Annotated in this window: 20 protein-coding genes; 11 read left to right on the forward strand and 9 right to left on the reverse strand. The window is 71.3% G+C overall.

Annotation, left to right across the window (positions count from 1 at the left end; all coding sequences use genetic code 11):
- The 3 genes from ABZ215_RS26295 to ABZ215_RS26305 form a co-directional block, all read left to right on the forward strand.
- Positions 1-403: transporter substrate-binding domain-containing protein (locus ABZ215_RS26295; RefSeq protein ID WP_354952391.1), on the forward strand; the 403-nt coding region annotated here is incomplete at its 5' end.
- Positions 400-1,044 (forward strand): amino acid ABC transporter permease, encoded by a 645-nt coding sequence (locus ABZ215_RS26300; RefSeq protein ID WP_354952393.1) that lies wholly within the window; start codon positions 400-402, stop codon positions 1,042-1,044. The genes ABZ215_RS26295 and ABZ215_RS26300, both read left to right, overlap by 4 nt.
- A gap of 504 nt (positions 1,045-1,548) precedes the next feature.
- Positions 1,549-2,445 carry an amino acid ABC transporter permease gene (locus ABZ215_RS26305; RefSeq protein ID WP_354952395.1) on the forward strand — a complete coding sequence of 299 codons (897 nt, stop codon included), beginning with the start codon at positions 1,549-1,551 and terminating at the stop codon, positions 2,443-2,445.
- Here ABZ215_RS26305 and ABZ215_RS26310 read toward each other — a convergent pair.
- Positions 2,354-4,894, reverse strand: coding sequence for a nitrate- and nitrite sensing domain-containing protein (locus ABZ215_RS26310; RefSeq protein WP_354952397.1), 2,541 nt, complete (start codon positions 4,892-4,894; stop codon positions 2,354-2,356). The genes ABZ215_RS26305 and ABZ215_RS26310 overlap by 92 nt on opposite strands.
- Before the next feature lie 236 nt (positions 4,895-5,130).
- The gene (locus ABZ215_RS26315) at positions 5,131-5,769 is read right to left on the reverse strand and encodes a TetR family transcriptional regulator (protein WP_354952399.1); all 639 of its coding nucleotides are present in this window, start codon (positions 5,767-5,769) and stop codon (positions 5,131-5,133) included.
- A 72-nt stretch (positions 5,770-5,841) separates the two neighbouring features.
- Between ABZ215_RS26315 and ABZ215_RS26320 the strand changes: the two genes are divergently transcribed.
- The 5 genes from ABZ215_RS26320 (at position 5,842) to ABZ215_RS26340 (ending at position 11,338) form a co-directional block, all read left to right on the forward strand.
- Entirely contained in the window at positions 5,842-7,308 is a 1,467-nt protein-coding gene (locus ABZ215_RS26320; protein WP_237336485.1) for an FAD-dependent monooxygenase, read from the forward strand.
- An 8-nt stretch (positions 7,309-7,316) separates the two neighbouring features.
- Complete coding sequence (locus ABZ215_RS26325) at positions 7,317-8,954, forward strand: DNA repair helicase XPB (protein ID WP_020416947.1); 1,638 nt, start codon at positions 7,317-7,319, stop codon at positions 8,952-8,954.
- Positions 8,955-9,082: 128 nt separating this feature from the next.
- Positions 9,083-9,547, forward strand: coding sequence for a hypothetical protein (locus tag ABZ215_RS26330; protein ID WP_237336484.1), 465 nt, complete (start codon positions 9,083-9,085; stop codon positions 9,545-9,547).
- 137 nt (positions 9,548-9,684) lie between these two features.
- Entirely contained in the window at positions 9,685-10,461 is a 777-nt protein-coding gene (locus ABZ215_RS26335) for a DUF4253 domain-containing protein (protein WP_354952402.1), read from the forward strand.
- 37 nt (positions 10,462-10,498) lie between these two features.
- Positions 10,499-11,338, forward strand: coding sequence for a DUF72 domain-containing protein (locus ABZ215_RS26340; protein WP_354952404.1), 840 nt, complete (start codon positions 10,499-10,501; stop codon positions 11,336-11,338).
- A gap of 28 nt (positions 11,339-11,366) precedes the next feature.
- Here ABZ215_RS26340 and ABZ215_RS26345 read toward each other — a convergent pair whose 3' ends face one another.
- The gene (locus ABZ215_RS26345; RefSeq protein WP_027935703.1) at positions 11,367-11,939 is read right to left on the reverse strand and encodes a type 1 glutamine amidotransferase domain-containing protein; all 573 of its coding nucleotides are present in this window, start codon (positions 11,937-11,939) and stop codon (positions 11,367-11,369) included.
- Positions 11,940-12,003: 64 nt separating this feature from the next.
- Here ABZ215_RS26345 and ABZ215_RS26350 point away from each other — a divergent pair, with 64 nt between their 5' ends.
- Positions 12,004-12,825, forward strand: a complete 822-nt coding sequence (locus ABZ215_RS26350; protein WP_237336481.1) for an IclR family transcriptional regulator C-terminal domain-containing protein — start codon at positions 12,004-12,006, stop codon at positions 12,823-12,825.
- A 3-nt stretch (positions 12,826-12,828) separates the two neighbouring features.
- On the opposite strand, the gene ABZ215_RS26355 is transcribed toward ABZ215_RS26350, so the two are convergent.
- Positions 12,829-13,794, reverse strand: coding sequence for an alcohol dehydrogenase catalytic domain-containing protein (locus tag ABZ215_RS26355; protein WP_354952406.1), 966 nt, complete (start codon positions 13,792-13,794; stop codon positions 12,829-12,831).
- Positions 13,795-14,141: 347 nt separating this feature from the next.
- Between ABZ215_RS26355 and ABZ215_RS26360 the strand changes: the two genes are divergently transcribed.
- Positions 14,142-15,095, forward strand: coding sequence for an o-succinylbenzoate synthase (locus ABZ215_RS26360; RefSeq protein ID WP_354709300.1), 954 nt, complete (start codon positions 14,142-14,144; stop codon positions 15,093-15,095).
- A 24-nt stretch (positions 15,096-15,119) separates the two neighbouring features.
- Here the strand turns inward: ABZ215_RS26360 and ABZ215_RS26365 are convergent, their stop codons facing one another.
- Entirely contained in the window at positions 15,120-17,453 is a 2,334-nt protein-coding gene (locus ABZ215_RS26365) for a xanthine dehydrogenase family protein molybdopterin-binding subunit (RefSeq protein WP_354952408.1), read from the reverse strand.
- 106 nt (positions 17,454-17,559) lie between these two features.
- Here ABZ215_RS26365 and ABZ215_RS26370 point away from each other — a divergent pair, with 106 nt between their 5' ends.
- Positions 17,560-17,760 (forward strand): PspC domain-containing protein, encoded by a 201-nt coding sequence (locus tag ABZ215_RS26370; RefSeq protein ID WP_027935706.1) that lies wholly within the window; start codon positions 17,560-17,562, stop codon positions 17,758-17,760.
- Positions 17,761-17,816: 56 nt separating this feature from the next.
- Here ABZ215_RS26370 and groL read toward each other — a convergent pair whose 3' ends face one another.
- The 4 genes from groL to ABZ215_RS26390 all read right to left on the reverse strand — a co-directional run bounded on the left by groL (position 17,817) and on the right by ABZ215_RS26390 (position 22,361).
- Positions 17,817-19,448, reverse strand: a complete 1,632-nt coding sequence (gene groL, locus ABZ215_RS26375) for a chaperonin GroEL (protein WP_020416957.1) — start codon at positions 19,446-19,448, stop codon at positions 17,817-17,819.
- 215 nt (positions 19,449-19,663) lie between these two features.
- The gene (locus tag ABZ215_RS26380) at positions 19,664-21,397 is read right to left on the reverse strand and encodes a serine/threonine-protein kinase (RefSeq protein ID WP_354952410.1); all 1,734 of its coding nucleotides are present in this window, start codon (positions 21,395-21,397) and stop codon (positions 19,664-19,666) included.
- Between the two features lie 75 nt (positions 21,398-21,472).
- Positions 21,473-21,679 carry a cold-shock protein gene (locus ABZ215_RS26385; protein ID WP_017985292.1) on the reverse strand — a complete coding sequence of 69 codons (207 nt, stop codon included), beginning with the start codon at positions 21,677-21,679 and terminating at the stop codon, positions 21,473-21,475.
- 94 nt (positions 21,680-21,773) lie between these two features.
- Positions 21,774-22,361: an AIM24 family protein gene (locus ABZ215_RS26390; RefSeq protein ID WP_020416959.1), complete on the reverse strand. Its 588-nt coding sequence runs from the start codon at positions 22,359-22,361 to the stop codon at positions 21,774-21,776.
- Positions 22,362-22,385: the final 24 nt, after the last annotated feature.

Below are 22,385 nucleotides of genomic sequence, written 5' to 3' on the forward strand. Positions count from 1 at the left end.
GGACCTGAAGGGCAAGCGGGTGCTGGCGGTGACGAACTCGACCGGCTCGGCCATGGTCCAGCAGTTCGAGCCGGCGCAGGTGATCACGCTGAGCACGAACTCGGAGTGCGTGACGGCGCTGGAGCAGGGGCGCGGCGACGCGTACGTGAACGACCTGACGCAGCTGGCCGGGAACGCGCAGACGAACGACAAGGTGCAGATCGTCAGCGGGACCTTCGGGCAGGACCCTTACGGCATCGGCATCCACCACGGCGACGAGACGTTCAAGCGGTTCGTCAACACGTGGCTGGAGAAGATCCAGGCCGCGGGGCTGTGGCAGGAGGCGTACAAGCAGACGCTGGGGTCGGTCATCCCGGGTGACGCGCCTGTTCCGCCCAAGACGGGTTCCGTCCCGGGCTCGTGACCGGGTGGGGCGATCACCTCGGGGAATTCGCCGAGGGCGCGCTGAACACGGTGCTGCTCACCGTGTTCAGCGCTGTTGGCGCCGTGGTGCTCGCGGTGGTCATCACTGCATTCCGGATTTGCCCGGTTCGCCCGCTGCGAGCATTTGGCACCGGTTACGTCCAGTTGTTCCAGAACATTCCGCTCGCGGTGTGGCTGGTGCTGTTCGTATTCGGCCTGCCGACGGTGGGCATCCGGTTCGAACTGTTCACGACGGCCATCCTCGCGACCGCGTTGTACATGGCTTCGTATTACGCGGAAACACTGCGGGCCGGCGTGAACGGCGTGGAGCGAGGCCAAGCCGAGGCGGCGCGCGCACTGGGGCTCGGCTTCGGACAGTCACTGTCGGCGGTGGTGCTGCCGCAGGCGCTGCGCACGATCATCCAGCCGCTCGGGAACGTCACCATCCAGCTGCTGATGAACACCGCCCTGGCCGCGGCGGTCGGAGTGGTCGAACTGACGGAGGCGACGAACAGGGTCAACCTCGCGCTGGCGGAGCCGCTGCCGCTGTACATCGGCGCGGGGGTTTGCTACGCCGTGCTGGCGCTGGTGATCTCCGCGGGGGCCGGCGTGCTGGACCGGAAGCTGGCGATCCCACGGTGAGAGGGGTGGCGACGGCTGCGCTGGGCACGGCGGGCGCGGCGGTGGTTCGTTTGAAGGACACCGCGCCAATTGGTGGAATCATCAGCGCCACACGATTGACTCAACCGACGCGCGACCGGCCCAGCGCCACACGACCCGCGCAGTCGCACGCTCCGCCGCGCCGCCGTGCCACCCACCCAGGCAGGCTGCACCAGCCGGTGCGCCCAGCCACGCCAGCCGGCCCGCTCAACCTCACCCGCCGCCGCGCCACCAGCCCAGCCAGGCCACACCAGCCGCCCCGCCCACCACGCCAGCCGGCCCGCCCAGCCTCACCCGCCGCCGCGCCACGCCACGCCAGCCGCCCAGCCGTGCCGGCAGGCCCGCCCAGTCACACCCACCGCCGCGCCGCGCCACGCCACCGGCCCAATCGCAGCGGCACGACCTACCCACTCACCCACCAGCGCATGAACCGTCCGACCACCGCTCCACGAGAGGGCCAATCGTGCTGAAACAGGCAGGCCGGCCATGACCTCCGTGCTCTTCGACGATCCCGGTCCGCGCGCCCGGCGGCGCATCCGCATCGCCACCGTGGTCGCGGTCCTGGCCGGTCTCGTGCTCGTCGCGCTGGCGGTGCGGCAGTTCGCGATCAACGGGGAGCTCTCGGCGGAGCGCTGGGCGCCCTACGGCTCCTGGCCCATGTGGCGCTACCTCCTCGGCGGCCTCGGCGGCACGGCTCTCGCCGCGGTGCTGGCCATTGCCATCGCGATGGCGGCCGGGCTCGTGCTCGCCTTCGGGCGCATCTCCCGGCACGCCGTGGTCCGCGCGCCGGCCCGGGCGTACGTCGAGGTCGTCCGCGTCGTCCCGTTGCTCCTGCTGATCTACTTCGCCATGTTCGCGCTGCCCCGGTACGGCCTGGACCTGCCGCTGCTCTGGAAACTCGTCCTGCCGATCGCGGTGTCCCGCGCGGCCCAGTTCGCCGAGATCTTCCGCAGCGGCTTCCGCTCACTCGAATCCGGCCAGGGCGAGGCCGCGGCCGCGCTCGGGATGCGGCCGTCCCAGTCGATGCGGTACGTGATCTTCCCGCAGGCCATCCGCCGCGTGGTGCCCGCGCTCATCAGCCAAGCCGCCGGCGTCGTCAAGGACACCTCGCTCGGGATCGTCGTCAGCTACGCCGAACTCCTGCAGAGCGGCAAGGTCCTCGCCGGCTACAACCGGCTCCTGATCCAGACCTACCTGATCATCGCGCTGCTCTACTTCGCGATCAACTACGCCCTGTCCCGCCTGGCCCGCACTATCGACGCCCGGCAGCGGCTCGCCGGGATCGAACCCGTCAGCTCTCCCGCGCGTCGCGGGCTCGGGCGAACCCGTTCTGCAGCCGCGACATCCGGTGACGAACCTCGTCGGGATCGAGTGAGAGCGTAGGCGGGTCGAACGAGTCGGGCCGCCGCCGCACCTGCTGCGGGAAGTCCGGCGCCTTCCCGTCCACCTCGTCGTCGTCCGCCGACGGCCACTCCGGCTCGGCCGGCCAATCCGGCTGCCCGTTGCCCGCGGCGTCGCGCCGGATCGGCCAGTGCTCGCCCGTCGTGAACCACCGCGACAACACCGCCTGGTACGCCGGCATCCGCTCGGTCGGCTCCTCGTCCTCCGGCGGGAAGGCGTCGTTGTCCGCCGTCGGCCAGTCGACCCGGTCCTCGGTGCGCGCGCGGCGTGGCTCGTCCCGCACCACCGGGATCAACACCGTGTCGTCCGGCTCCGGCTCCGGTTCCGGTGCGGGCTCAGTGTCTGGCGGCGGCTCGGGCAGCGGGATCGGCTTGAGCGACGGCAGCGAAACCGGCACCGGCGGCGGCTCGGGAGCGGCCACCGGCGCGGGCAGCGGCTCCGGCACCGGCGCCACGTTCTCGATCACCAGCTCCGCCGGGACGACGACCGTCGCGACCAGCCCGCCACCGTCCGCCGACCGCAATCGCACCTGGATGTCGTGCCGCTTCGCCAGCGTCGCGACCACGAACAGGCCCATCCGCCGCGACACCTCGACGTCCACCGCGGGCGGGTTCGCCAGCCGCTTGTTGGCGCGGTCGATCTCCGGCTGCGGCATGCCCGCGCCCTGGTCGGTGATGTGCACGTGCCAGGCGCCGTCCTCGGCGAGCGAGCTGACCACCGTCACCGTCTTGTCCGACGGCGAGTAGAGGGTCGCGTTCTCCAGCAGCTCGGACACGACGTGCACCAGGTCGTTGCACGCCTCGCCGCGGATCGCGATCTCCGGCATCGCGGTCAGCTCGATCCGCTGGTAGTGCTCCACCTCGGACAACGCCGCGCCGATGATCTCCTCGGCGGCCACCGGTTCGGCCTTCTCGTCACCGAAGTCGTGCCCGGACAGGACGAGCAGGTTCTCGCTGTTGCGGCGCATCCGCGTCGCGAGGTGGTCGAGTTCGAACAGGCCGCCGAGGGTCTCCGGGTCCTGCTCGTCGGCCTCCATCCGGTCCAGCACGGCCAGCTGCCGTTCGACCAGGTCCTGGCTGCGCTTGGACAGGTTCACGAACATCGCGTTGATGTTCTCCCGCAGGAGCGCCTGCTCACCGGCCAGCCGCACCGCCTGCCCGTGCACGGCATCGAACGCGCGGGCGACCTGGCCGACCTCCTCACGCGTGAACACCGGCACCGGCGCCACACCGCGGTGCGCGGTCATGAAGTCGGGATGCGGGTCGGCGAGGATCTCGTCAACCGCCGCGGGCAGCCGGTGCTCGGCGACGTCGAACGCGTTGTTGCGCAGGATCCGCAGCGGCCGCAGCAGCGATCGCCCGATGACCACGGCGAGCACCGCGCACAGCAGCAGCACCCCGAAGACCACCGCCGCGTTGACGATCGCCGAGCGCCGGGCGTCGGTGGCGAGCGCGTCGCACCGCTGCTGCGTCTGCACCTGCAGGGTCTGCTGGAACTGGTAGGCGAGGTCGATGGTCCCGGTGATCGCCTGGTCCCACTGGCGGGAGTCGAGGCCGGACAGGCTCTGCCCGTTCTCCGTCCTGGTGATGGCCAGCTCGAAGAGCGCGTTCGCCGACTGCACGGCCGGTCCGGCGACGGTCTGCTCGTAGGAGCGCTGCTCGGCCGCGGTGGCGAACTTGCGGTAGTCGTTCTGCGCGGCGGCGAGCTGGGCGTCCGCGCCGAGGAGCTTCCGCAGCCGGTCGTCGGAGACCTCACCCTCCGCGAACGCCTGCCCGAGCACCGCGCGCTTGACCGACATCTGATCCTTCACGCGGGCGAGCGCGTTCGCGGCCAGCCGAAGCCGTGCGACCTCGGCGTCCGCGATCTCGGCGACGGCCTGGTCCGACAGGTCGAGGACACCCGAGATGAGGTCGCTGTAGGAGGTCAGGATCGAATCCGCCGACGAGTTCGAGAACTCACCCGAGTAACGCAGTCCTGGCAGTGCGTCGAGCCGGGACTGGGCTTCCTTCAGCCCCGCGGCGCTGGCCGGGGAGAGCCGCGACTGCTGGGCGGCGAGCTCGCGCGCGAACGCACCGGCGGCCTGGTCCACGCGGGTGCGCTGGTCCCGCACGTCGCTGAGCCCGTTCCGTCGCTGCCCGGCGACGTACCGCACGGTGACGTCCCGCTCGCGCTGCAGTTCGTTGACCACCGCGTTGACGCCCGCATCGACACGAGCGTGCGCGGCGAGCTCGGCCAGCTGTTCCGCGTGCCCGAGGTCGGAGCGCACGTGGAGGGTGATGAGCGCCAGCACGGTCAGCATCGGGATGAGCAGGACGGCGATCAGCTTCGTGCGCAGCCGCCAGTTCCGCAGCCGCCACCGGCTGCCTGCACGGTTGTCCGGCCGCCGGTCCAGCGCCTCACCGCTCTCGGGACGCTTGTGCCGCCGGGCCACCTGACTTCCTTCTCTAGCCGTTCTGCCGGACTCGGATCGGCACCGGCTGGGTCGCCAACCCCGGAGAGGGTAGCGACCCCGGACACACGCGCCCCGCCCGCGCTACTCGTGAAGAGGTCCGCCGGGCGATCGTATTGGCCCGGGAGCGCGGCTTCCACCCACCAGCCGAAATCTTTCGCTGGGCAAGACGTCCGACACTCCCCGTGTCGTTCCCCCGCTGTGGCCTTCGCCACGATCTACCGCGCGCCGAGCCTGCCGAAGCCACTGTCCAGCAGCCTGAACGCCTCGTCCGCGTCCGCCTTGGCCTGCGGAAACACCTCGTCGGCCGACCGGCCGGACGCGATGGACCGGTGGTTCTCGCGCGCCAGGGCCCACAGCACCGAGACGATCGCCGCCGCGGCCACCCGCGCCTCGCCGGGCCCCACCCCGGCAGTGTCCGCCAGGGCGTCTGCCAAGGCCTCCTCCGCCGCCTGGTTGAACTCGAGCATCCGCGCGAGCAACGCCTGCGTGGCGAAGATCATCCGGTACAGCGCGAGGATCTCCGGGGCGTCGTTGAGCCCGGTGATCGGGTCCCGCCGGTCGAGCCCGTCGAAGAAGTGGTCCCGGAGCGCCTCCAGCGGCGTCCGGTCGCCCGGACGTCCCCGGACCACCCGGGCGCTTTCCGTCTCGTGGTCGGCGAACCGGTGGACGACCAGCGACTCCTTCGTCGGGAAGTAGGCGAACAGGGTGCGTCGTGAAACCTCCGCCACGTCGGCGATCTGCGCGATGGACACCTGGTCGAACCCGTGCTCGAGGAACAGGCGGATCGCGGCGCTGGAGATCGCCTCGCGAGTGCGCTGTTTCTTCCGCTCGCGAAGTCCGGCCGGCTCGATCATCACCCCAGACTACCAACTCCTTTCACTCGGTAGTAATTTGCACTCAGTCTACTTTTACACTCGGGAGGATCCATGGACGCCGAGGTCGTCATCGCCGGAGCCGGACCGACCGGCCTCGCCCTCGCTCACGAACTCGCGCTGGCCGGAGTCGGAACCGTGGTCGTCGAACCACTGACCGACCGGATCGAGCAGACCAAGGGCGGCACGATCCAGCCCCGGACCGCCGAACTGCTCGAACAGCGCGGCCTGCTCGACGCCATGCGGGACCGCGCCCACGAACGCGAACCTGTGGGCGGTCACTTCGCCACCCTGCCGGTCCCGCTCGACTACTCGTCCTGGCCGACGCGGCACCCCTTCCCCCTTTCCATTCGCCAGGACCTCGTGGAAGAGGTCCTGGAACAAGCCACCCTCGCCCGTGGCGCGGAACTGCGGCGCGGACAGCCGGTCACCGGCGTCGCGCAGGACACCGAAGGCGTCACGGTCACCGCCGCCGACGACACGCTTCGCGCCCGCTACCTCGTCGCCTGCGACGGCGCGCACAGCCCCGTCCGCAAGCTGCTCGGCTTGCCCTTCCCGGGCCGACCCGGCACCTTCCAGGCCGTGCTGGCCGAAATCCGGCTCGCCTCGGCGTCCGCGCTGGTGCCCCGGCGCGCCGGCCATATCAGCGACCTGACTCGGCACGCCGGCGGCTACTGGTCGATGCTCGTCCCGGTCGGCGGCGACCGCTACCGCTTCACGTTCGGCCGCGAGGACCAGTCCACCGCCCACGACCCGGTGACGGACAACGAGATCACGGACGCCCTGACCGCGGTCTACGGCCAGGACACCGAGCTCGCGCGCGTCCTCACCGCGTCCCGGTGGAGTGACGCGACCCGGCAGCTGGAGCGGTACCGGCACGGCCGGATCCTGTTCGCGGGGGATGCGGCGCACATCCATCCGCCACTGGGCGGCCAGGGCCTGAACCTCGGCGTGCAGGACGCCGTCAACCTCGGCTGGAAGCTGGCGGCCACCGTGCACGGCTGGGCCCCGGACGACCTGCTGGACACCTACCAGGAGGAACGGCATCCGGCGGCGGCCCGCGTGCTCCACCACACCTCGGCCCAGCGCGTGCTCGCCGTGCCGAACCCGTCCGAAGACGTCGCCGCGCTGCGCGACATCTTCACCGACCTCCTGCGACTGCCCGACACGAACCACTACCTGGCCGGGATGATGTCCGGTTTGGACGCCGCGGGCCGGGTGCCCGACGCCGACCTGCGCACCGGCGCCGGAAGCACCCGCCTGTCGGCGCTCTTGCGCTCCGGCCGCGGCCTGCTGCTCGACCTCACCGGCGGCCACCCACTGCCGCCGGGCTGGTCCGATCGCGTCGACCGGGTCCGGGCCGAACCGGACCACCAGCTCACCGAATCCGCCCTGCTGATCCGGCCGGACGGCTACCGGTGCTGGACCCCGGACGGCGGTCCCCTGGACACCGCGCTGACCCGCTGGTTCGGCGCTCCCGCCGATGACCAGCACGGCTCGGCCTCCCGCAACGCCGTATAAAGGAAGACGTGACCGATGGCCCGTTGATCGTCCAATCCGACAAGACCGTGCTGCTCGAAGTCGACCACCCGATGGCCGACGACGCCCGGATCGCGATCGCCCCGTTCGCCGAACTGGAACGGGCCCCGGAGCACGTGCACACCTACCGCGTGACCCCGCTCGCACTGTGGAACGCCCGCGCCGCCGGCCACGACGCCGAGCAGGTGGTGGACGCCCTCACCACCTACTCGCGCTTCCCGGTTCCGCAGCCCTTGCTGATCGACATCGTCGACACGATGGCGCGGTTCGGGCGGCTGCAGATCACCAACAACCCCGCCCACGGCCTGGTCATGACCACGACCGACCGCGCGGTGCTGGAAGAGGTGCTGCGCAACAAGAAGATCAGCCCGATGCTGGGCACCCGGATCGACGACGACACCGTCCTGGTACACCCCTCCGAGCGGGGCCGGCTCAAGCAGGCGCTGCTCAAGGTGGGCTGGCCCGCCGAGGACCTGGCCGGCTACGTCGACGGCGAAGCGCACCCGATGCAGCTGGCCGAGACCGGCTGGGGCCTGCGCGACTACCAGCGGCAGGCCGCGGAGGCGTTCTGGGCGGGCGGCTCCGGCGTCGTCGTGCTGCCTTGCGGCGCGGGCAAGACGCTCGTCGGCGCAGCCGCGATGGCCCGCGCGCAGGCCACCACCCTCATCCTGGTCACCAACACCGTCGCGGGGCGCCAGTGGAAGCGCGAGCTGGTGGCCCGCACCTCCCTGACCGAGGACGAGATCGGCGAGTACTCCGGCGAAAAGAAGGAGATCCGCCCGGTCACCATCGCCACGTACCAGGTGATCACGCGCAAGTCCAAGGGCGAGTACAAGCACCTGGAGCTGTTCGACTCCCGGGACTGGGGCCTGATCGTCTACGACGAGGTGCACCTGCTGCCCGCGCCCGTGTTCCGGATGACCGCGGACCTGCAGTCCCGCCGCCGGCTCGGCCTGACCGCGACGCTGGTGCGCGAGGACGGCCGCGAGGGCGACGTGTTCTCGCTCATCGGGCCCAAGCGGTACGACGCGCCGTGGAGAGACATCGAGGCGCAGGGCTGGATCGCCCCGGCGGAGTGCATCGAGGTGCGGGTGACCCTCACCGACAACGAGCGCCTGCTGTACGCCACTGCCGAATCCGAGGACAAGTACAAGCTCGCGGCCACCGCCCGCACGAAGATCCCGGTCGTGAAGTCCATTCTGGACAAGCACGCGGGCGACCAGACATTGGTGATCGGCGCGTACCTGGACCAGCTCGAGGAACTCGGCGCCGAACTGAACGCGCCGGTGATCCAGGGGTCCACGCGGAACAAGGAGCGCGAGGCGTTGTTCGACGCGTTTCGGCGCGGCGAGATCGACAAGCTCGTGGTGTCGAAGGTCGCGAACTTCTCGATCGACCTGCCGGAGGCGACCGTCGCCATCCAGGTCTCGGGCACGTTCGGCTCCCGTCAGGAAGAGGCCCAGCGACTCGGCAGGCTGTTGCGCCCGAAGGCCGACGGCAGGCAGGCGCACTTCTACTCCGTGGTCTCGCGGGACACGCTCGACACCGAGTACGCCGCGCACCGGCAGCGGTTCCTCGCCGAACAGGGCTACGCGTACACGATCCACGACGCGGACGCCTACCTGTAGCGCTGCCCCGAGAAGGCTCCGCGCGCGTGCCCCGCCTCCGGGCGGAGGCGGCCACAACCCGGTGACCGCACGGTGGACTGCGGCACCCGCGAGGCATAGTCCGCGCGAAACCGTGGAATCCCCTGGACGTGGTTTGGGCAGGGGTGTGCTTCGTCGTCGTGGTGTTCGCCGTAGCGGCCACGGCGATGTGGCGCCGTGCCCGTCGCTCGGACGCGTCGGTGGCGAGCCGTCTGTCGCTCGCGTCGTCGTGGGCCGGCTTCGTGCTCGCGGCCGTGCCCAGCACGGTGTGGCTGGTCCTGTGGCTCTCCGGCGGTGAGCCGAAAGCGCTGATCGGTCTGGCGGGGCTGGTGCTCTCGGCGGCTCCGGTGGTCGCCGGGTACCGGTGGCCGCGCCTGGTCGTGCCGTCATTGGTCCTGTGTCTCCTGGCTTCGATCGGGATGGCTGTCGCCTGGCAGCACTTGTTCGTGTTGCTGCCGCTCGCGCTCGCGTTGACGGGGGCCTGGCTGCTCGCCCTCGCCCTGCACGTGCGGTCCGGTACTCACGCAGGTGCAGGCGAAACCCCAGTTCAACGGCGGGGTGCGACCCGCTCGTGACCGAAGCTACCACGAATCTCGAACACCCGTTCGACCGATCGGGTGAACCGGCGAAAACCAAATCTCGGGGCCGGAAACTGTCGTACCCTCGAACTACTGTTCGACCTCATCGACGCAGTCCATCCCGAGGAGGTCTCGTGACCACCGCCGCCACACCCGAGGAAAGCCTCGTCGCCGAGGCCCTCACCGACATCGAACTGCCGCCCGGCCGCTGGATCGGACGGATGTGGGTCTCCGACGATCCGCTGGCCGACCCCGGCCGGTACCGGGCCTGCATCGCCGGGTTCGACCGGTCGGGGCTGTGGCCCGTCCTGATCCCGCACGACCCGCGTTTCGCCGCGACGGGCGAGGACTGGCTGACCGACCGCGGCCGTCTCGCGCCCGCCGTCCACCGCGTCGGCGACGTCGACGTCGCCGCGACGCTCGCCCGGTGGTGGGACCCGTTCTGCTGCCCGGACGGCACCGGCTGCCTGCGCCCGTACAGCGCCGGTTTCCCCGGCCTGGCGAAGAAGTCCCAGCTGCGGGTGGACCCGCTGGCCGAGGCGGGCAACACCGGCTCGATCCTCGTCCGGCGCGCGCCCCACCGACTCGGCCTGGTGCCGGTCGAACGGCCCGCCGACGTCCCCGCCGCGCTCGGCTGGACGGGCATGATCAAGTCCACGGACGAGGTCGCCGCCCTGTCCGCGGTCCTGCGCAGCTGGGAGGACCGGTTCGGGGCGACGCTCGTCGTGCTCGGGTTCGACGAGCTGGAGCTCTCGGTCGCGGCGCCGCCACGCAACCAGAACCGCTCGCTCGTGCTGGCCGCCGAGCACCGCGCGTTCAGCCTGCGCAGCTTCTCCGGGCAGCCGGGCACCCTCCGCGAGTACGCCGCGGGCCTGGTGCACCGGCGGCACTGGAGGTTCTCCTGGGACTGACGGAAGGGTTGAGGAGGTCACCATCGCCGAAATCCGGGTGGGCACCTCGGGCTGGCGGTACCCGCCGTGGCGGGGCACGTTCTACCCGAAGGGCCTGGCGCAGCGCCGCGAGCTGGAGTACATCTCGCGGCAGGTGAACTCCGTGGAGATCAACGGCTCGTTCTACTCGCTCCAGCGTCCGGAGCGGTACCGGGCCTGGGCGGAGCAGACGCCGGACGACTTCGTGTTCGCCGTGAAGGGCGGTCGCTTCATCACCCACATGAAGCGCCTGGCCGACACGGAGACACCGCTGGCGAACTTCTTCGCGTCGGGGGTGCTGGCGCTGGGCCACAAGCTCGGGCCCATCCTCTGGCAGCTGCCTGCGAACTTCGCGTTCGAACCCGGACGGTTCGCGGAGTTCTTCGCCGGACTGCCCCGGGACACCCGGGCGGCCGCGGAACTGGCCCGCAAGCACGACGACAAACTGAAGGGAGAGGCCCACACCGAAGCCGGAACCAACCGGCCCCTGCGCTACGCGCTCGAACCGAGGCACCCGAGTTTCTCCTCGGACGAGTGCCGGAAACTGTTGCAGGACAACAACATCGCGCTGGTGGCGGCCGATTCGGCCGGCACCTGGCCGAGTTTCGAGGAGGTGACCGCGGACTTCGTCTACGTCCGCCTGCACGGCGACGAGGAGCTCTACGCGAGTGGGTACACCGACGAGGCCCTCCAACGGTGGGCCGACAAGATCCGCCGCTGGCGGCGCACCGGCGGCGGGAAGACACGCGACGTGTACGTCTACTTCGACAACGACATCAAGGTGAAGGCGCCCGGCGACGCCATCGCGCTCGCGACCCGGCTGGGGGTCACGAGCCGCCCGATCGACCTGCCGTCCTGACAAGCCGACCGGGCGTCCTGAAACCGGGTCAGGCGCTCTTCGCCTGGGCGCGGTGCTTGCCCTCCGCGAACTCCTCGACCAGCTTGCGGCAGAAGGCGGGCAGGTCGTCCGGCTTCCGGCTGGTGACGAAACCGGAGTCGGTCACGACTTCCTCGTCCACCCACTCGGCGCCGGCGTTGCGCAGGTCTGTCTGCAGGCTCGGCCAGGACGTCATCCGGCGGCCGCGCACCACGTCGGCCTCGATGAGCGTCCACGGCGCGTGGCAGATCGCCGCGACGGGCTTCTGCTGCGAGAAGAACCCGCGGACGAAGCGGACGGCGTCGGGAACGGTGCGGAGGAAGTCCGGGTTCGCCACACCGCCCGGCAGGACCAGCGCGTCGAAGTCGTCCGGCGAGACGTCGGTGACGACCTTGTCGACCGGGAACGTGTCGGCCTTGTCGAGGTGGTTGAACGCCTGGATGCTGCCCGGCGAAGTGGACACCAACTCGGGCTGCCCGCCCGCTTCCTGGACCGCCTTCCAGGGCTCGGTCAGTTCGACCTGCTCGGTGCCCTCCGGCGCGACGACGAAGGCCACTCGCTTACCGGAGAGTGTGTTCGCCACGATTGCACTCCTTCCGTTCCGGGGATTCAGCGGTGAACTACCCGCGTCCGGGCGGGCGTGAAACATGCGGACGTACGATGAGAACAAGCCGATCGGGTGGCAGTCGGAGGGTTCGATGACGAGCACGACGGCCGGCGAAGGCCCTGGCCACGGCCCGCATTTCGTGCAGGCCGTCGGCCGCGCGTTCGCGATCCTGCGCTGCTTCGGGGCGGACCACCCGGCCCTGACGGCGGGCGCGGCGGCCAAGCGGACGGGGCTGGACCGGGCGACCGCGCGGCGGTTGCTGCTCACCCTCGCCGACCTCGGGTACGTGCGTTACGACGGGCAGGCGTTCCGGCTCACGGCGCAGACCCTGGACCTGGGGTACTCCTACCTGTCCGGGCTCGCCCTGCCCGAGATCGCGCACCCGCACCTGCACGACCTGGCGCACAGGCTGAACGAGACGGCGTCGCTCGCCCTGCTCGACCGGGGCGACGTGGTGAACCTGGCCGTCGTGCCCGGGCACCGGCACGCTCCGCCGACGCTCACCGTCGGCGCGCGACGGCCCGCCCACGTCACCTCCAGCGGGCAGGTCCTGCTCGCCGCGTTGCCCGAGGACGAGCTCGCACGGAGGCTCGACGCGCTGCCGGACATCGCCGGGCTGCCGAAGGAGATCGAGCAGGTCCGGGAACGCGGGTGGGCGATGGCGGAACACGACGTCGACGACGACCTGCGGGCGATCGCCGCGCCGGTGCGGCACCGGCGCGGACGGGTGCTCGCCGCGGTGACGGCGTCGGTGCACCCGGACCGGCTCGGACACGGCCTGGTCGAGCGGGACTACGTACCCGAGCTGCTGCGCGCGGCGTGGTCGATCGAGGCGGATCTGGCGAACCTGCCCGAGGCGTGAGCGTCAGTCGAAGCTGATCCAGGACTTGCCGGCGACCGACTGCACCGACGCGAACGCCTGCGCGGCCTCTTCCAGTGGGAACCGCGCCTGCAGCACCTTGCCCGGCCGGACCTCGTCGCGGTTGAGCAGGCCGACGGTCGTCTCGAAGTCGACCGGGTGGTCGTAGATGAGCGAGCCCTTGAGGGTGTGCTGGCGGTAGACCAGGTCGGCGGTGGTCAGGTCGAGCGGGCGCGAGTTGATGCCGACGAGCAGGGCGGTGCCGCCGCGGCGCAGGCGCTCCAGGCCGGCGCGCAGGGCCTGCGGGACGCCGGAGGTTTCGAAGAGGAGGTCGAACTCGCCCTCGACGCCGGTCTCGGCGCCGAACGAATGGGCCAACTCCGCGCGCCCCTCGTGTGGTTCCTGGACCGCGACCGTCGCACCGAGCGCCCGCAGTGCCAGGCACAGCAGCAGGCCCTGCGAGCCGGCGCCGACCACGAGGACCCGCTGAGCAGGCTCGACGCCGGACCGGCGAATCGCCGACCGCGCGACGGTCAGCGCCTCCGTGCAGACGAGGTCCTCCAGCGCGACCGTCTCCGCCGCGGGCCAGGCGAACTCGGCCGGGACCGCGACGTACTCGGCCAGCAGCCCGGGGTGGTTCATGCCGACGATCACCCGGTCGGTGCAGGCGGAGGTGAAGCCGGCGACGCACGCCGCGCACCGGCCGCAGCAGTAGTTCGGCTCGATCGCGACCTGCTGCCCGACCACGCGGTCCGCCACGTCCGCCCCGACGGCCACGATCTCGCCGACGCCCTCGTGCCCCATCAGCCACGGCCGCTCGGGCACCTCGCGGGCGCCGCGGTAGACGCCGAGGTCCGACCCGCACAGGCCGAGGCCCCGCATGCGCACGAGCACCTCACGCGGCCCGATCTCGGGTTCCGGCAGGTCGACGAGCCGCATCACCTCGGGCTCGGCCAGCACTACGGCCTTCATTCGCTACCTCCACATGTCCGCACCTCGCATGCTAACCGCTAATTAACCAGTTAGTCCATTAGCTGTGAGGCAGGGGCCGGATGGTTCGGCGCTTCCGATGGGTGGTGCACAGGAGGGGCCGATGCAGGTCGGGGTGGTGTGGCAGGCCGGTGCGAGGGGATGACCTTGACCGTGATCGGGTGACGCGGGGCTCTGGAATCGAGCGACACGGCAGGGTTGGGAGATGGTGGTTTCGGGCAGGCGCAGGGTGAGAGAGTGCCTCATACAGGAAAGCCCCACCAAGCCGAGTCGGGCACCACTGCCGTCTCTCCGCGTCTGCGCATGTTCGTACCGCCCGGCGTGCGAGGATGGTCGCCGTGGATGAGCGCCTGGTTTACGCGATCCCGCTGCGGAACCGGTTCCGTGGGATCACCGTGCGCGAAGGGGTGCTCCTGCGCGGCCCCGCCGGCTGGGGGGAGTTCTGCCCGTTCGCCGACTACGACGACCGCGAATCCGCGCCCTGGCTCGCGGCCGCGGTGGAGGCTGCCCAGGTGGGGTGGCCGGCTCCGGTGCGGGATCGGGTCGAGGTGAACACCACCGTGCCCGTCGTGGGCGCCGACGCCGCCTACGAGATGGTCGCCGCGTCGGGGTGCCGGACCGCGAAGGTCAAGGTCGCCGATCCGCGGGCGTCCATTGTGGAGGACTGCGAGCGCGTCGCGGCCGTCCGGGACGCGCTCGGGCCCGGCGGGGCCATCCGCGTCGACGCCAACACGGCCTGGGATGTCGACACCGCGGTGAAGGCGATCCGCGAGCTGGACCGCGCCGCGGGTGGGCTCGAGTACGTCGAACAGCCGTGCCCGTCCATCGACGAGCTGGCCGCCGTGCGGCGGAAGGTGGACGTGCGCATCGCGGCGGACGAGTCGATCCGGCGGGCCGAGGATCCGCTCCGGGTGGCGGTCGCCAACGCGGCCGACGTCGCCGTGATCAAGGTCGCTCCCCTCGGCGGTGTCCGGCGGGCACTCGAGGTCGCCGAGGCCGCCGGTCTGCCGTGCGTGGTGTCGTCCGCGGTCGAAACCAGCGTCGGGCTGGCGGCTGGCCTCGCGCTGGCCGGGGCGCTGCCCGACTTGGAGTTCGCCTGCGGGCTGGGCACGATGTCCCTGCTCACCGACGACACCACCAGCCAACCACTGTCCCCTGTGGACGGTTACCTGCCGGTCCTGCGACAGGCGCCGGAACCGGACCGCGCAGCCGAAACCGCCGCCGACGAGGTCACCACGAAGGCCTGGCTCGATCGGCTCCGTCGCGTCGAGGGTCGACGGTAGACACGACGGCTGACAACCGGTGGGCTAAGCCACTGCCTCGTCCGCGTCCGAAGACGCCGCCGACGAGCGCACGGGCAACGTCTCGAACGCTGGAGGCGGCTCCCGCCACGAAACGGACTCTCCAGCCCTCACAGCGCGCCACACGCGCTGCGGCGTCAGCGGCATGTCGATGTGCCGCACGCCCAGATGAGCCAGCGCGTCGATCACCGCGTTCTGGACCGCCGGCGTTGAACCGACCGTCGCCGACTCGCCGATTCCCTTGGCGCCCAACGGGTTCCGCTCGGTCAGTGTCTCGGTGTTGCTGACCTCCAGCGCCGGCACGTCGGCGGCCGTCGGGAGGTGGTAGTCGGCGAAGGTGGCGGTCACCGGGTTGCCGTCCTCGTCGTAGGAGACCTGCTCCCACAACGCCTGCGCAATCCCCTGCACCGCGCCGCCGTGCTGCTGCCCGCGCACGATCATCGGGTTCAGCACGCGCCCGCAGTCGTCCACGGCGATGTGCCGCAACGGTTTCACGAAGCCCGTCTCGACATCCACCTCGACCACCGACACGTGCGCCCCGAACGGGAACGTCGCCCCGCCCGGCTTGAAGTCCGTCGTCTCCAGCAGCGGACGCCCCTCCGCCGCGGCGGCCTCCACCAGCTCCGCCCAGCCGATCGTCGCCTGCGGGACGCCCGCCACGCCGAGCCGCCCGTCGGTCAGCACGATGTCGTCCACGCCCGCCTCCAGCCGCGACGCGGCCAGCTCGCGAGCGCGCTCCAGCACCAGGTCCGCCGCCTGCCGCACCGCGCTGCCGCCCACCTGCAGCGCGCCACGCGGCACCGCGGCCGTGTCCGACTGCACGAACTCGACCGACTCCAGCGGGATCCCCAGCGCGTCGGCCACCAGCATCGCGAACGACGTCGCGTGGCCCTGACCGTGCCCGGACGTGCCGACCTTGATCGCCGCCGTCCCGTCCGCCCGGACCTCCACCGACGCGAACTCGCCGCTGCCGCCGCCGGTGATCTCGACGTACGCGCTCACGCCGATCCCGAGCAGCCGCGACTCGCCGGCCTCGATGCGCCGCCGCTGCTCGGCCCGCAGCTCGTCGTAACCCGCGACCTCCAACGCCTTCCGCAGCGGCAGGTCGTAGTCGCCGCTGTCGTAGCTCGCGCCGCTGAACGTCGTGTCCGGGAACTCCTCCGGGCGCAGGAAGTTGCGTCGCCGGATCTCCGCCGGATCCATGCCGAGCTCCGCCGCGGCCAGGTCCATCAGCCGCTCCAGCATCGCCGTCGCCTCCGGACGGCCCGCACCGCGGAACGCGCCGACCGGCGCGGTGTTCGTCAGCGCCGCTATCGCCGCGTAGCTGATCTTCGGGATCCGGTACACGCCCTGCGCCATCGTCCTGGTCGGACCGAGCGCCAGCCCGCCGCCGAACCCGGCGTACGCGCCCGCGTCGCCGACCACCCGGCAGCGCAGGCCGACGATCGTCCCGTCGCGCCGCAGCCCCAGCTCGCCGTACTGCACCTGCGCCCGGCCCTGCGGCGAGGCCTGCAGGTTCTCCGACCGCGTCTCCGTCCACTTCGCCGGCCGCCCGAAGCGCCGCGCCGCCTCGATCACCACCGCGTGCTCGGCCGTGACCCCGACCTTCCCGCCGAACGCGCCACCCACGTGCGGCGCGACCACGCGGATCCGGTCGCCGTCGTAGCCGAACAGCTTCGCCGCCGCGGCCCGGAAGCCGTGTGGCATCTGGGTCGACACGTAGACCGTCAGGTCGAACTCGCCGTCGCCGGGCAGTGCGACGATCGCGTTGCCCTCCATCGGCGCCACCGCCAGCCGCTGGTTCTCGATCCGCGCTCGCACCACGACGTCGGCGCCGTCGAGCACCTCGCCGCCCACGGCGTCCCGCTCGCCGGCCGCGATGTTCGAGCCGATTTCCGGGAACTGCAACGGCGCGCCGTCATCCAGAGCCTGCTCCGGGTCGACCACGGCGGGCAGCGGTTCGTAGTCCACATCGACCAGTTCGAGCGCGTCCACCGCGGCGGCCGCGCTTTCCGCGACCACGGCGGCCACCGGCTCCCCGGCGAAGCGCACCCGGTCGGTGGCCAGCGCGTACCGCTTCGCCCGCGGGTTGAGGTCCAGGAACACCGGCAGCTCGGCCAGGTCGAAATCCGCGGCGGTGAGCACCGCGATCACCCCCGGCGCGGCGGCCGCCTCCGCGGTGTCGATGCCGTTGACCAGCGCGTGCGCGAACGGCGACCGGACGAACGCGACATGGCAGACGCCCTCGAACTGCAGGTTGTCGACGAAGGTTCCACGGCCACGCACCAGATCCGGGTCCTCGACCCGCCGGACCTCGGTGCCGAGCAAAGATCCCGCCATGTGATCGACCTTAACCGTCCCGGAGCACCCTGGCCCAGAGGTTTCCGGGTGCGCTCCGGGTTCGTCCCCGATGTGCTGCCCCCCCGCCGCGGCCGACGATGGGGACATGACGAACACAGTGACCACGAAGAAGCTCCGCCGCAGCTCGACCGACAAGATGATCGCCGGCGTGGCGGGCGGCTGGGCCGACCTGCTCGGCGTCGACGCGGCGATCATCCGCATCGTCCTCGTCGCCGCGACCCTGCTCGGGTTCGGCGCGCCCATCCTGCTCTACGCGATCTGCTGGATGCTCATGCCGCAGGAGTAGCGCAGCAAAAAGCCCGGATGCGCTGTGCGCACCCGGGCTTTCGCCGGACTAGTGGATCAGAAGTCCATGCCGCCCATGCCACCGGTCGGGTCGCCACCCGGAGCGGCAGCAGCCTTCTCCGGCTTGTCGGCGACGACGGCCTCGGTGGTCAGGAACAGGCCCGCGATCGAAGCCGCGTTCTGCAGCGCCGAACGGGTCACCTTGGCGGGGTCGATGACGCCGGCCGCGACCAGGTCCTCGTAGTCGCCGGTCGACGCGTTCAGGCCGTGGCCCTCCGGCAGACCCTTGACCTTCTCCGCCACGACGCCGCCCTCGAGACCGCTGTTGACCGCGATCTGCTTGAGCGGAGCCTCGACGGCGACCTTGACGATGTTCGCACCGGTCGCCTCGTCACCCGAGAGGCGCAGGCCCTCGAAGGCAGCCTTGGACGCCTGCAGCAGGGCCACGCCACCACCGGCGACGATGCCCTCCTCGACGGCGGCCTTCGCGTTGCGAACGGCGTCCTCGATGCGGTGCTTGCGCTCCTTGAGCTCGACCTCGGTGGCGGCACCGGCCTTGATGACGGCCACGCCGCCGGCCAGCTTGGCCAGCCGCTCCTGCAGCTTCTCGCGGTCGTAGTCGGAGTCCGACTTCTCGATCTCGGCGCGGATCTGGTTCACGCGGCCCTGGATCTGGTCCGCGTCGCCGGCACCCTCGACGATGGTCGTCTCGTCCTTGGTGATGACGGCCTTGCGGGCCTTGCCCAGCAGGTTCAGGTCCGCGTTCTCCAGCTTGAGGCCCACGTCCTCGGAGATGACCTGGCCACCGGTCAGGATCGCGATGTCCTGCAGGATGGCCTTGCGGCGGTCACCGAAGCCCGGAGCCTTGACGGCGACGGACTTGAAGGTGCCGCGGATCTTGTTGACGACCAGGGTCGCCAGGGCCTCGCCCTCGACGTCCTCGGCGATGATCAGCAGCGGCTTGCCCGACTGCATGACCTTCTCCAGGACCGGCAGCAGGTCCTTGACGTTCGAGACCTTCGAGCCGAACAGGAGGATGTACGGGTCCTCCAGGACGGCTTCCTGGCGCTCGGCGTCGGTGACGAAGTAGCCCGAGATGTAGCCCTTGTCGAAGCGCATACCCTCGGTGAGCTCGAGCTCGAGGCCGAAGGTGTTCGACTCCTCGACGGTGACGACGCCTTCCTTGCCGACCTTGTCCAGCGCCTCGGCGATCAGCTCGCCGATGGTGCGGTCCGCGGCCGAGATCGAGGCGGTGGCAGCGATCTGCTCCTTGGTCTCGACCTCCTTGGCGGCCTTGTGCAGCTGCTCGACGACGGCCTCGACCGCCTGCTCGATGCCACGCTTGAGGGCGATCGGGTCGGCACCGGCGGCCACGTTGCGCAGACCTTCGCGCACGAGCGCCTGGGCCAGCACGGTGGCGGTGGTGGTGCCGTCACCGGCTACGTCGTCGGTCTTCTTGGCGACTTCCTTGACGAGCTCGGCCCCGATCTTCTCCCACGGGTCCTCGAGCTCGATCTCCTTGGCGATGGAGACACCGTCGTTGGTGATCGTCGGCGCGCCCCACTTCTTTTCGAGCACGACGTTGCGGCCACGGGGGCCAAGCGTCACCTTGACGGCGTCGGCCAGGGTGTTGAGTCCGCGCTCAAGCCCGCGGCGGGCGTCCTCGTCGAACGCGATCAGTTTGGCCATTGGGGTGTTGTCCTCCGGTAGTGGTCGCTGCCATGACCTGCTTCAGGACTGGCAGCAGGACACTTAGCTCGGCCAGGCTCGGTGCCCGCGACGGACGACCTGCTCGGTACTCCGAGCCGGCCTCACCGTCCCGACCATTGGTGCGTTGGCACTCGACACCGCCGAGTGCCAACGCCTGTTTAGCACTCTCCGGGGGCGAGTGCAAGAACCGCACGTCAGGGGCTCGGTTTGATGGAGATCGTCGCGGGCGGCGGGCCGCCACCGGTGGATGGGCCGGTCGCGCCGCCGGTGGGACCGACGGGGATGTTGGGCGCGGTGGTCGGCGCGGGCGCGGAGCCGCCGCCGCGATTCACCAGAACGAGGGTCACGACGACCGCCGCGACGACGACGAGCCCGGCCAGGCCCGCCCACAGCCACTTGAGGCCGCCACCCTTCTTCGGCGGCTGCTGGCCGTAGCCGTAGGGCTGCTGCTGGGGCGGCCAGCCCGGGTTCCACGGCTGGCCCTGCGGGGCGTTCGGGTGGAACTGCGGCGCGGGCATGCCGGGGTGGCTTTGCATGCCGGGGTAGCCGTACGGGTTCCCGGGCGCCTGGTGGCCCGGCGGGCCGTAGGGACCCGACTGGCCGGGGTGGCCCGGTTGAGCGGCGCCGGGGCGGCCCGGCTGGTCGCCGTGGCCCTGCGGGCCGCCCGGACCGGGCTGGTGTCCTGGGCCGGGGTGGCCACCGCTGGGGACTGCGCCCTGCTGGCCGCCAGGGCCGGGCTGACCCGGCTGACCCGGCACGCCGGCGCCCGATTGCCCACCGGCCTGGTCGGCGCCTGGCTGGCCGCCCGAACTGGGCTGCCCTGGTTGACCGGCCCCCGGCTGCCCGCCTGCCTGGCCGCCGCCAGGGCCGCCGACGCCAGAGGCACCGGCGCCCGAACCACCAGGGCCCGGCTGCCCGGTACCTGGGCCACCGACACCCCCTTGCCCGGCGCCCGGACCACCGGCGCCCGGTTGGCCGGCGCCGTGCGGGCCGGGGTGGCCGCCCGGCTGTCCCGGCGGGTACGGCTGCATGCCGGCCTCCCGTGTCGCAGCCTGGGGCGGGCCCGGCGGTGTCGTCGAGGCGGCGGCCGGGCCGAGGGCCTTGCGCGCCGCGGTGATCAGTTCGACGCAGTTGTCGTAGCGGTCCGCCGGGGCCTTGGCCATGCCCTTGCGCACGACCTCGTCAACGGCGGCGGGCAGCCCGACCACGCCCGACACCGCGGGCGGTTCCACGGCCAGGTGCCCCTTGATGACCGTCGGCACGTCGCCGCTGAACGGGGGCTGCCCGGTGAGGCACGCGTACAGCACGCACGCCAGCGCGTACTGGTCGGTGCGCCCGTCCAGCGGCTCCCCGCGCAGGTGTTCCGGCGCGGCGTAGGTCGGCGACCCGAGGAAGTCGCCGCCACGGGTGCGGTGGCCGGTCGCGCCGCGCCGCGTCAGCCCGAAGTCGGCGACGTAGACGTGCTCGCGCGCCGACTCCCGGCTGGTGACCAGCACGTTGGCCGGTTTGACGTCGAGGTGGACCAGGCCGCGCTCGTGCAAGCAGTCCAGCGCGTCCGCGACCTGGTCCAGCAACCGCAACGTGCGGTCGGGGGAGATCGGTCCGTCCGCGATGAGACTCGCCAGATCGGCCCCGTCGACGAGGCGCATGGCGATGTAGAGCATCCCGTCGAGCTCACCGAAGTCGTACAACGGCACGACGTTCGCGTGGTCCACGGCGGAGGTGTTGCGCGCCTCGTCCACGAACCGTTCGCGGAACTCGGCGTCGGCACCGAGGTGCTCGCCGATCACCTTCAAGGCCACCTTGCGGCCGAGCCGCACGTCGGTGGCCTTGTACATGACGCTCATGCCACCCTTGCCGAGCACTCCGTCTATGCGGTAGTTGCCCAGCCGGCGACCGGTGAGGTCCCCCGACACATCGCCTGTCACACGGGGCAGCCTACTGCCGGCTTCCACAGCGACGCGAAGCGTCTCCGTTGAGGGTGGTGGCGGAAGCGGCCGGCCCTAGGACACCTTGCGGACGTCCGCTGCCTGTGTCCGGCCGTCCCGGCCCGCCTCGATCTGGAACTCGACTTGATCGCCCTCGTCCAAAGTGCGGAATCCGTCCGACTGGATGGCCGAGTAATGCACGAACACATCAGGTCCCTCGGGGGACGCGATGAACCCGTAGCCTTTTTCGGAATTGAACCACTTGACCGTGCCAACAGCCACGGTTTCCTCCTTGCGAAAACCACCGGGAGCCGTGCCCGCCCGGCTCCCGAAGTGGAAGTCACGGTACCGGAGAAACGCGAAGGATCAATAAGATTCAGCGAGATTTACGCGCTTGCACCAAAAGCGTGCCCGGCCCCGCGAAGTCGATCATGAGTCCTTCGCCCGTCCGGATCGACTGTTGGCCCGAAGGGTCCAACGCCCGCAGGCGGCACTGGACGCTGTCCGGGTAGGCCAGCAGGTGCCCCGGCCGCACGGAGATCAGCTCGCCCGCCGCGAGCTGGAACTGATCCACCGGCCCGGCGCAGGCGAGCACGAGCGGGCCCGTTCCGCTGTAGTGCTCCAGGAACCCGTGCTCGGCGCCGAACATCGCCTGCAGGCCCGGCCAGGAGTCGGTCCGCACCGATGCCGGGCGCGCGAGCACGGCGTGCCGCGCCACGCACCAGCCGGTGCGGCCGTCGAACTCCAGTGGGTAGACATCGCCGGCGCCGGCGGGCGCGAGGTCGAGCCAGCCGCCTTCCTTGGGCGCGGTGAACACCGACGGCGCCTTGCGCCCGCCGGCCACCTCGGTGAGGCCGAAGCTGCTCGCGAACATCGACTCGCCCCGCGCCTGCACGGCCTCGCCGGGACCCAGGATCACTCGGGCGACGCCGAACGCGGGCGTGTGCCGGGTGCGGACCTGCATGCCTCCCCCTCCAGATCAACGAGC

This window comes from Amycolatopsis sp. NPDC006131 (genome assembly GCF_040614175.1).
GTDB classification, from domain to species: domain Bacteria; phylum Actinomycetota; class Actinomycetes; order Mycobacteriales; family Pseudonocardiaceae; genus Amycolatopsis_E; species Amycolatopsis_E tucumanensis.

What these genes read in the sequence shown, in the direction of transcription:
- ABZ215_RS26370 (WP_027935706.1), top strand. Translation starts at nt 17,560, where the DNA reads ATGACGAACACAGTGACCACGAAGAAGCTCCGCCGCAGCTCGACCGAC.
- ABZ215_RS26315 (WP_354952399.1), bottom strand. Translation starts at nt 5,769, where the DNA reads ATGATCGAGCCGGCCGGACTTCGCGAGCGGAAGAAACAGCGCACTCGC.
- ABZ215_RS26355 (WP_354952406.1), bottom strand. Translation starts at nt 13,794, where the DNA reads ATGAAGGCCGTAGTGCTGGCCGAGCCCGAGGTGATGCGGCTCGTCGAC.
- ABZ215_RS26320 (WP_237336485.1), top strand. Translation starts at nt 5,842, where the DNA reads ATGGACGCCGAGGTCGTCATCGCCGGAGCCGGACCGACCGGCCTCGCC.
- ABZ215_RS26365 (WP_354952408.1), bottom strand. Translation starts at nt 17,453, where the DNA reads ATGGCGGGATCTTTGCTCGGCACCGAGGTCCGGCGGGTCGAGGACCCG.
- ABZ215_RS26390 (WP_020416959.1), bottom strand. Translation starts at nt 22,361, where the DNA reads ATGCAGGTCCGCACCCGGCACACGCCCGCGTTCGGCGTCGCCCGAGTG.
- ABZ215_RS26305 (WP_354952395.1), top strand. Translation starts at nt 1,549, where the DNA reads ATGACCTCCGTGCTCTTCGACGATCCCGGTCCGCGCGCCCGGCGGCGC.
- ABZ215_RS26360 (WP_354709300.1), top strand. Translation starts at nt 14,142, where the DNA reads ATGGTCGCCGTGGATGAGCGCCTGGTTTACGCGATCCCGCTGCGGAAC.
- ABZ215_RS26350 (WP_237336481.1), top strand. Translation starts at nt 12,004, where the DNA reads ATGCGGACGTACGATGAGAACAAGCCGATCGGGTGGCAGTCGGAGGGT.
- groL (WP_020416957.1), bottom strand. Translation starts at nt 19,448, where the DNA reads ATGGCCAAACTGATCGCGTTCGACGAGGACGCCCGCCGCGGGCTTGAG.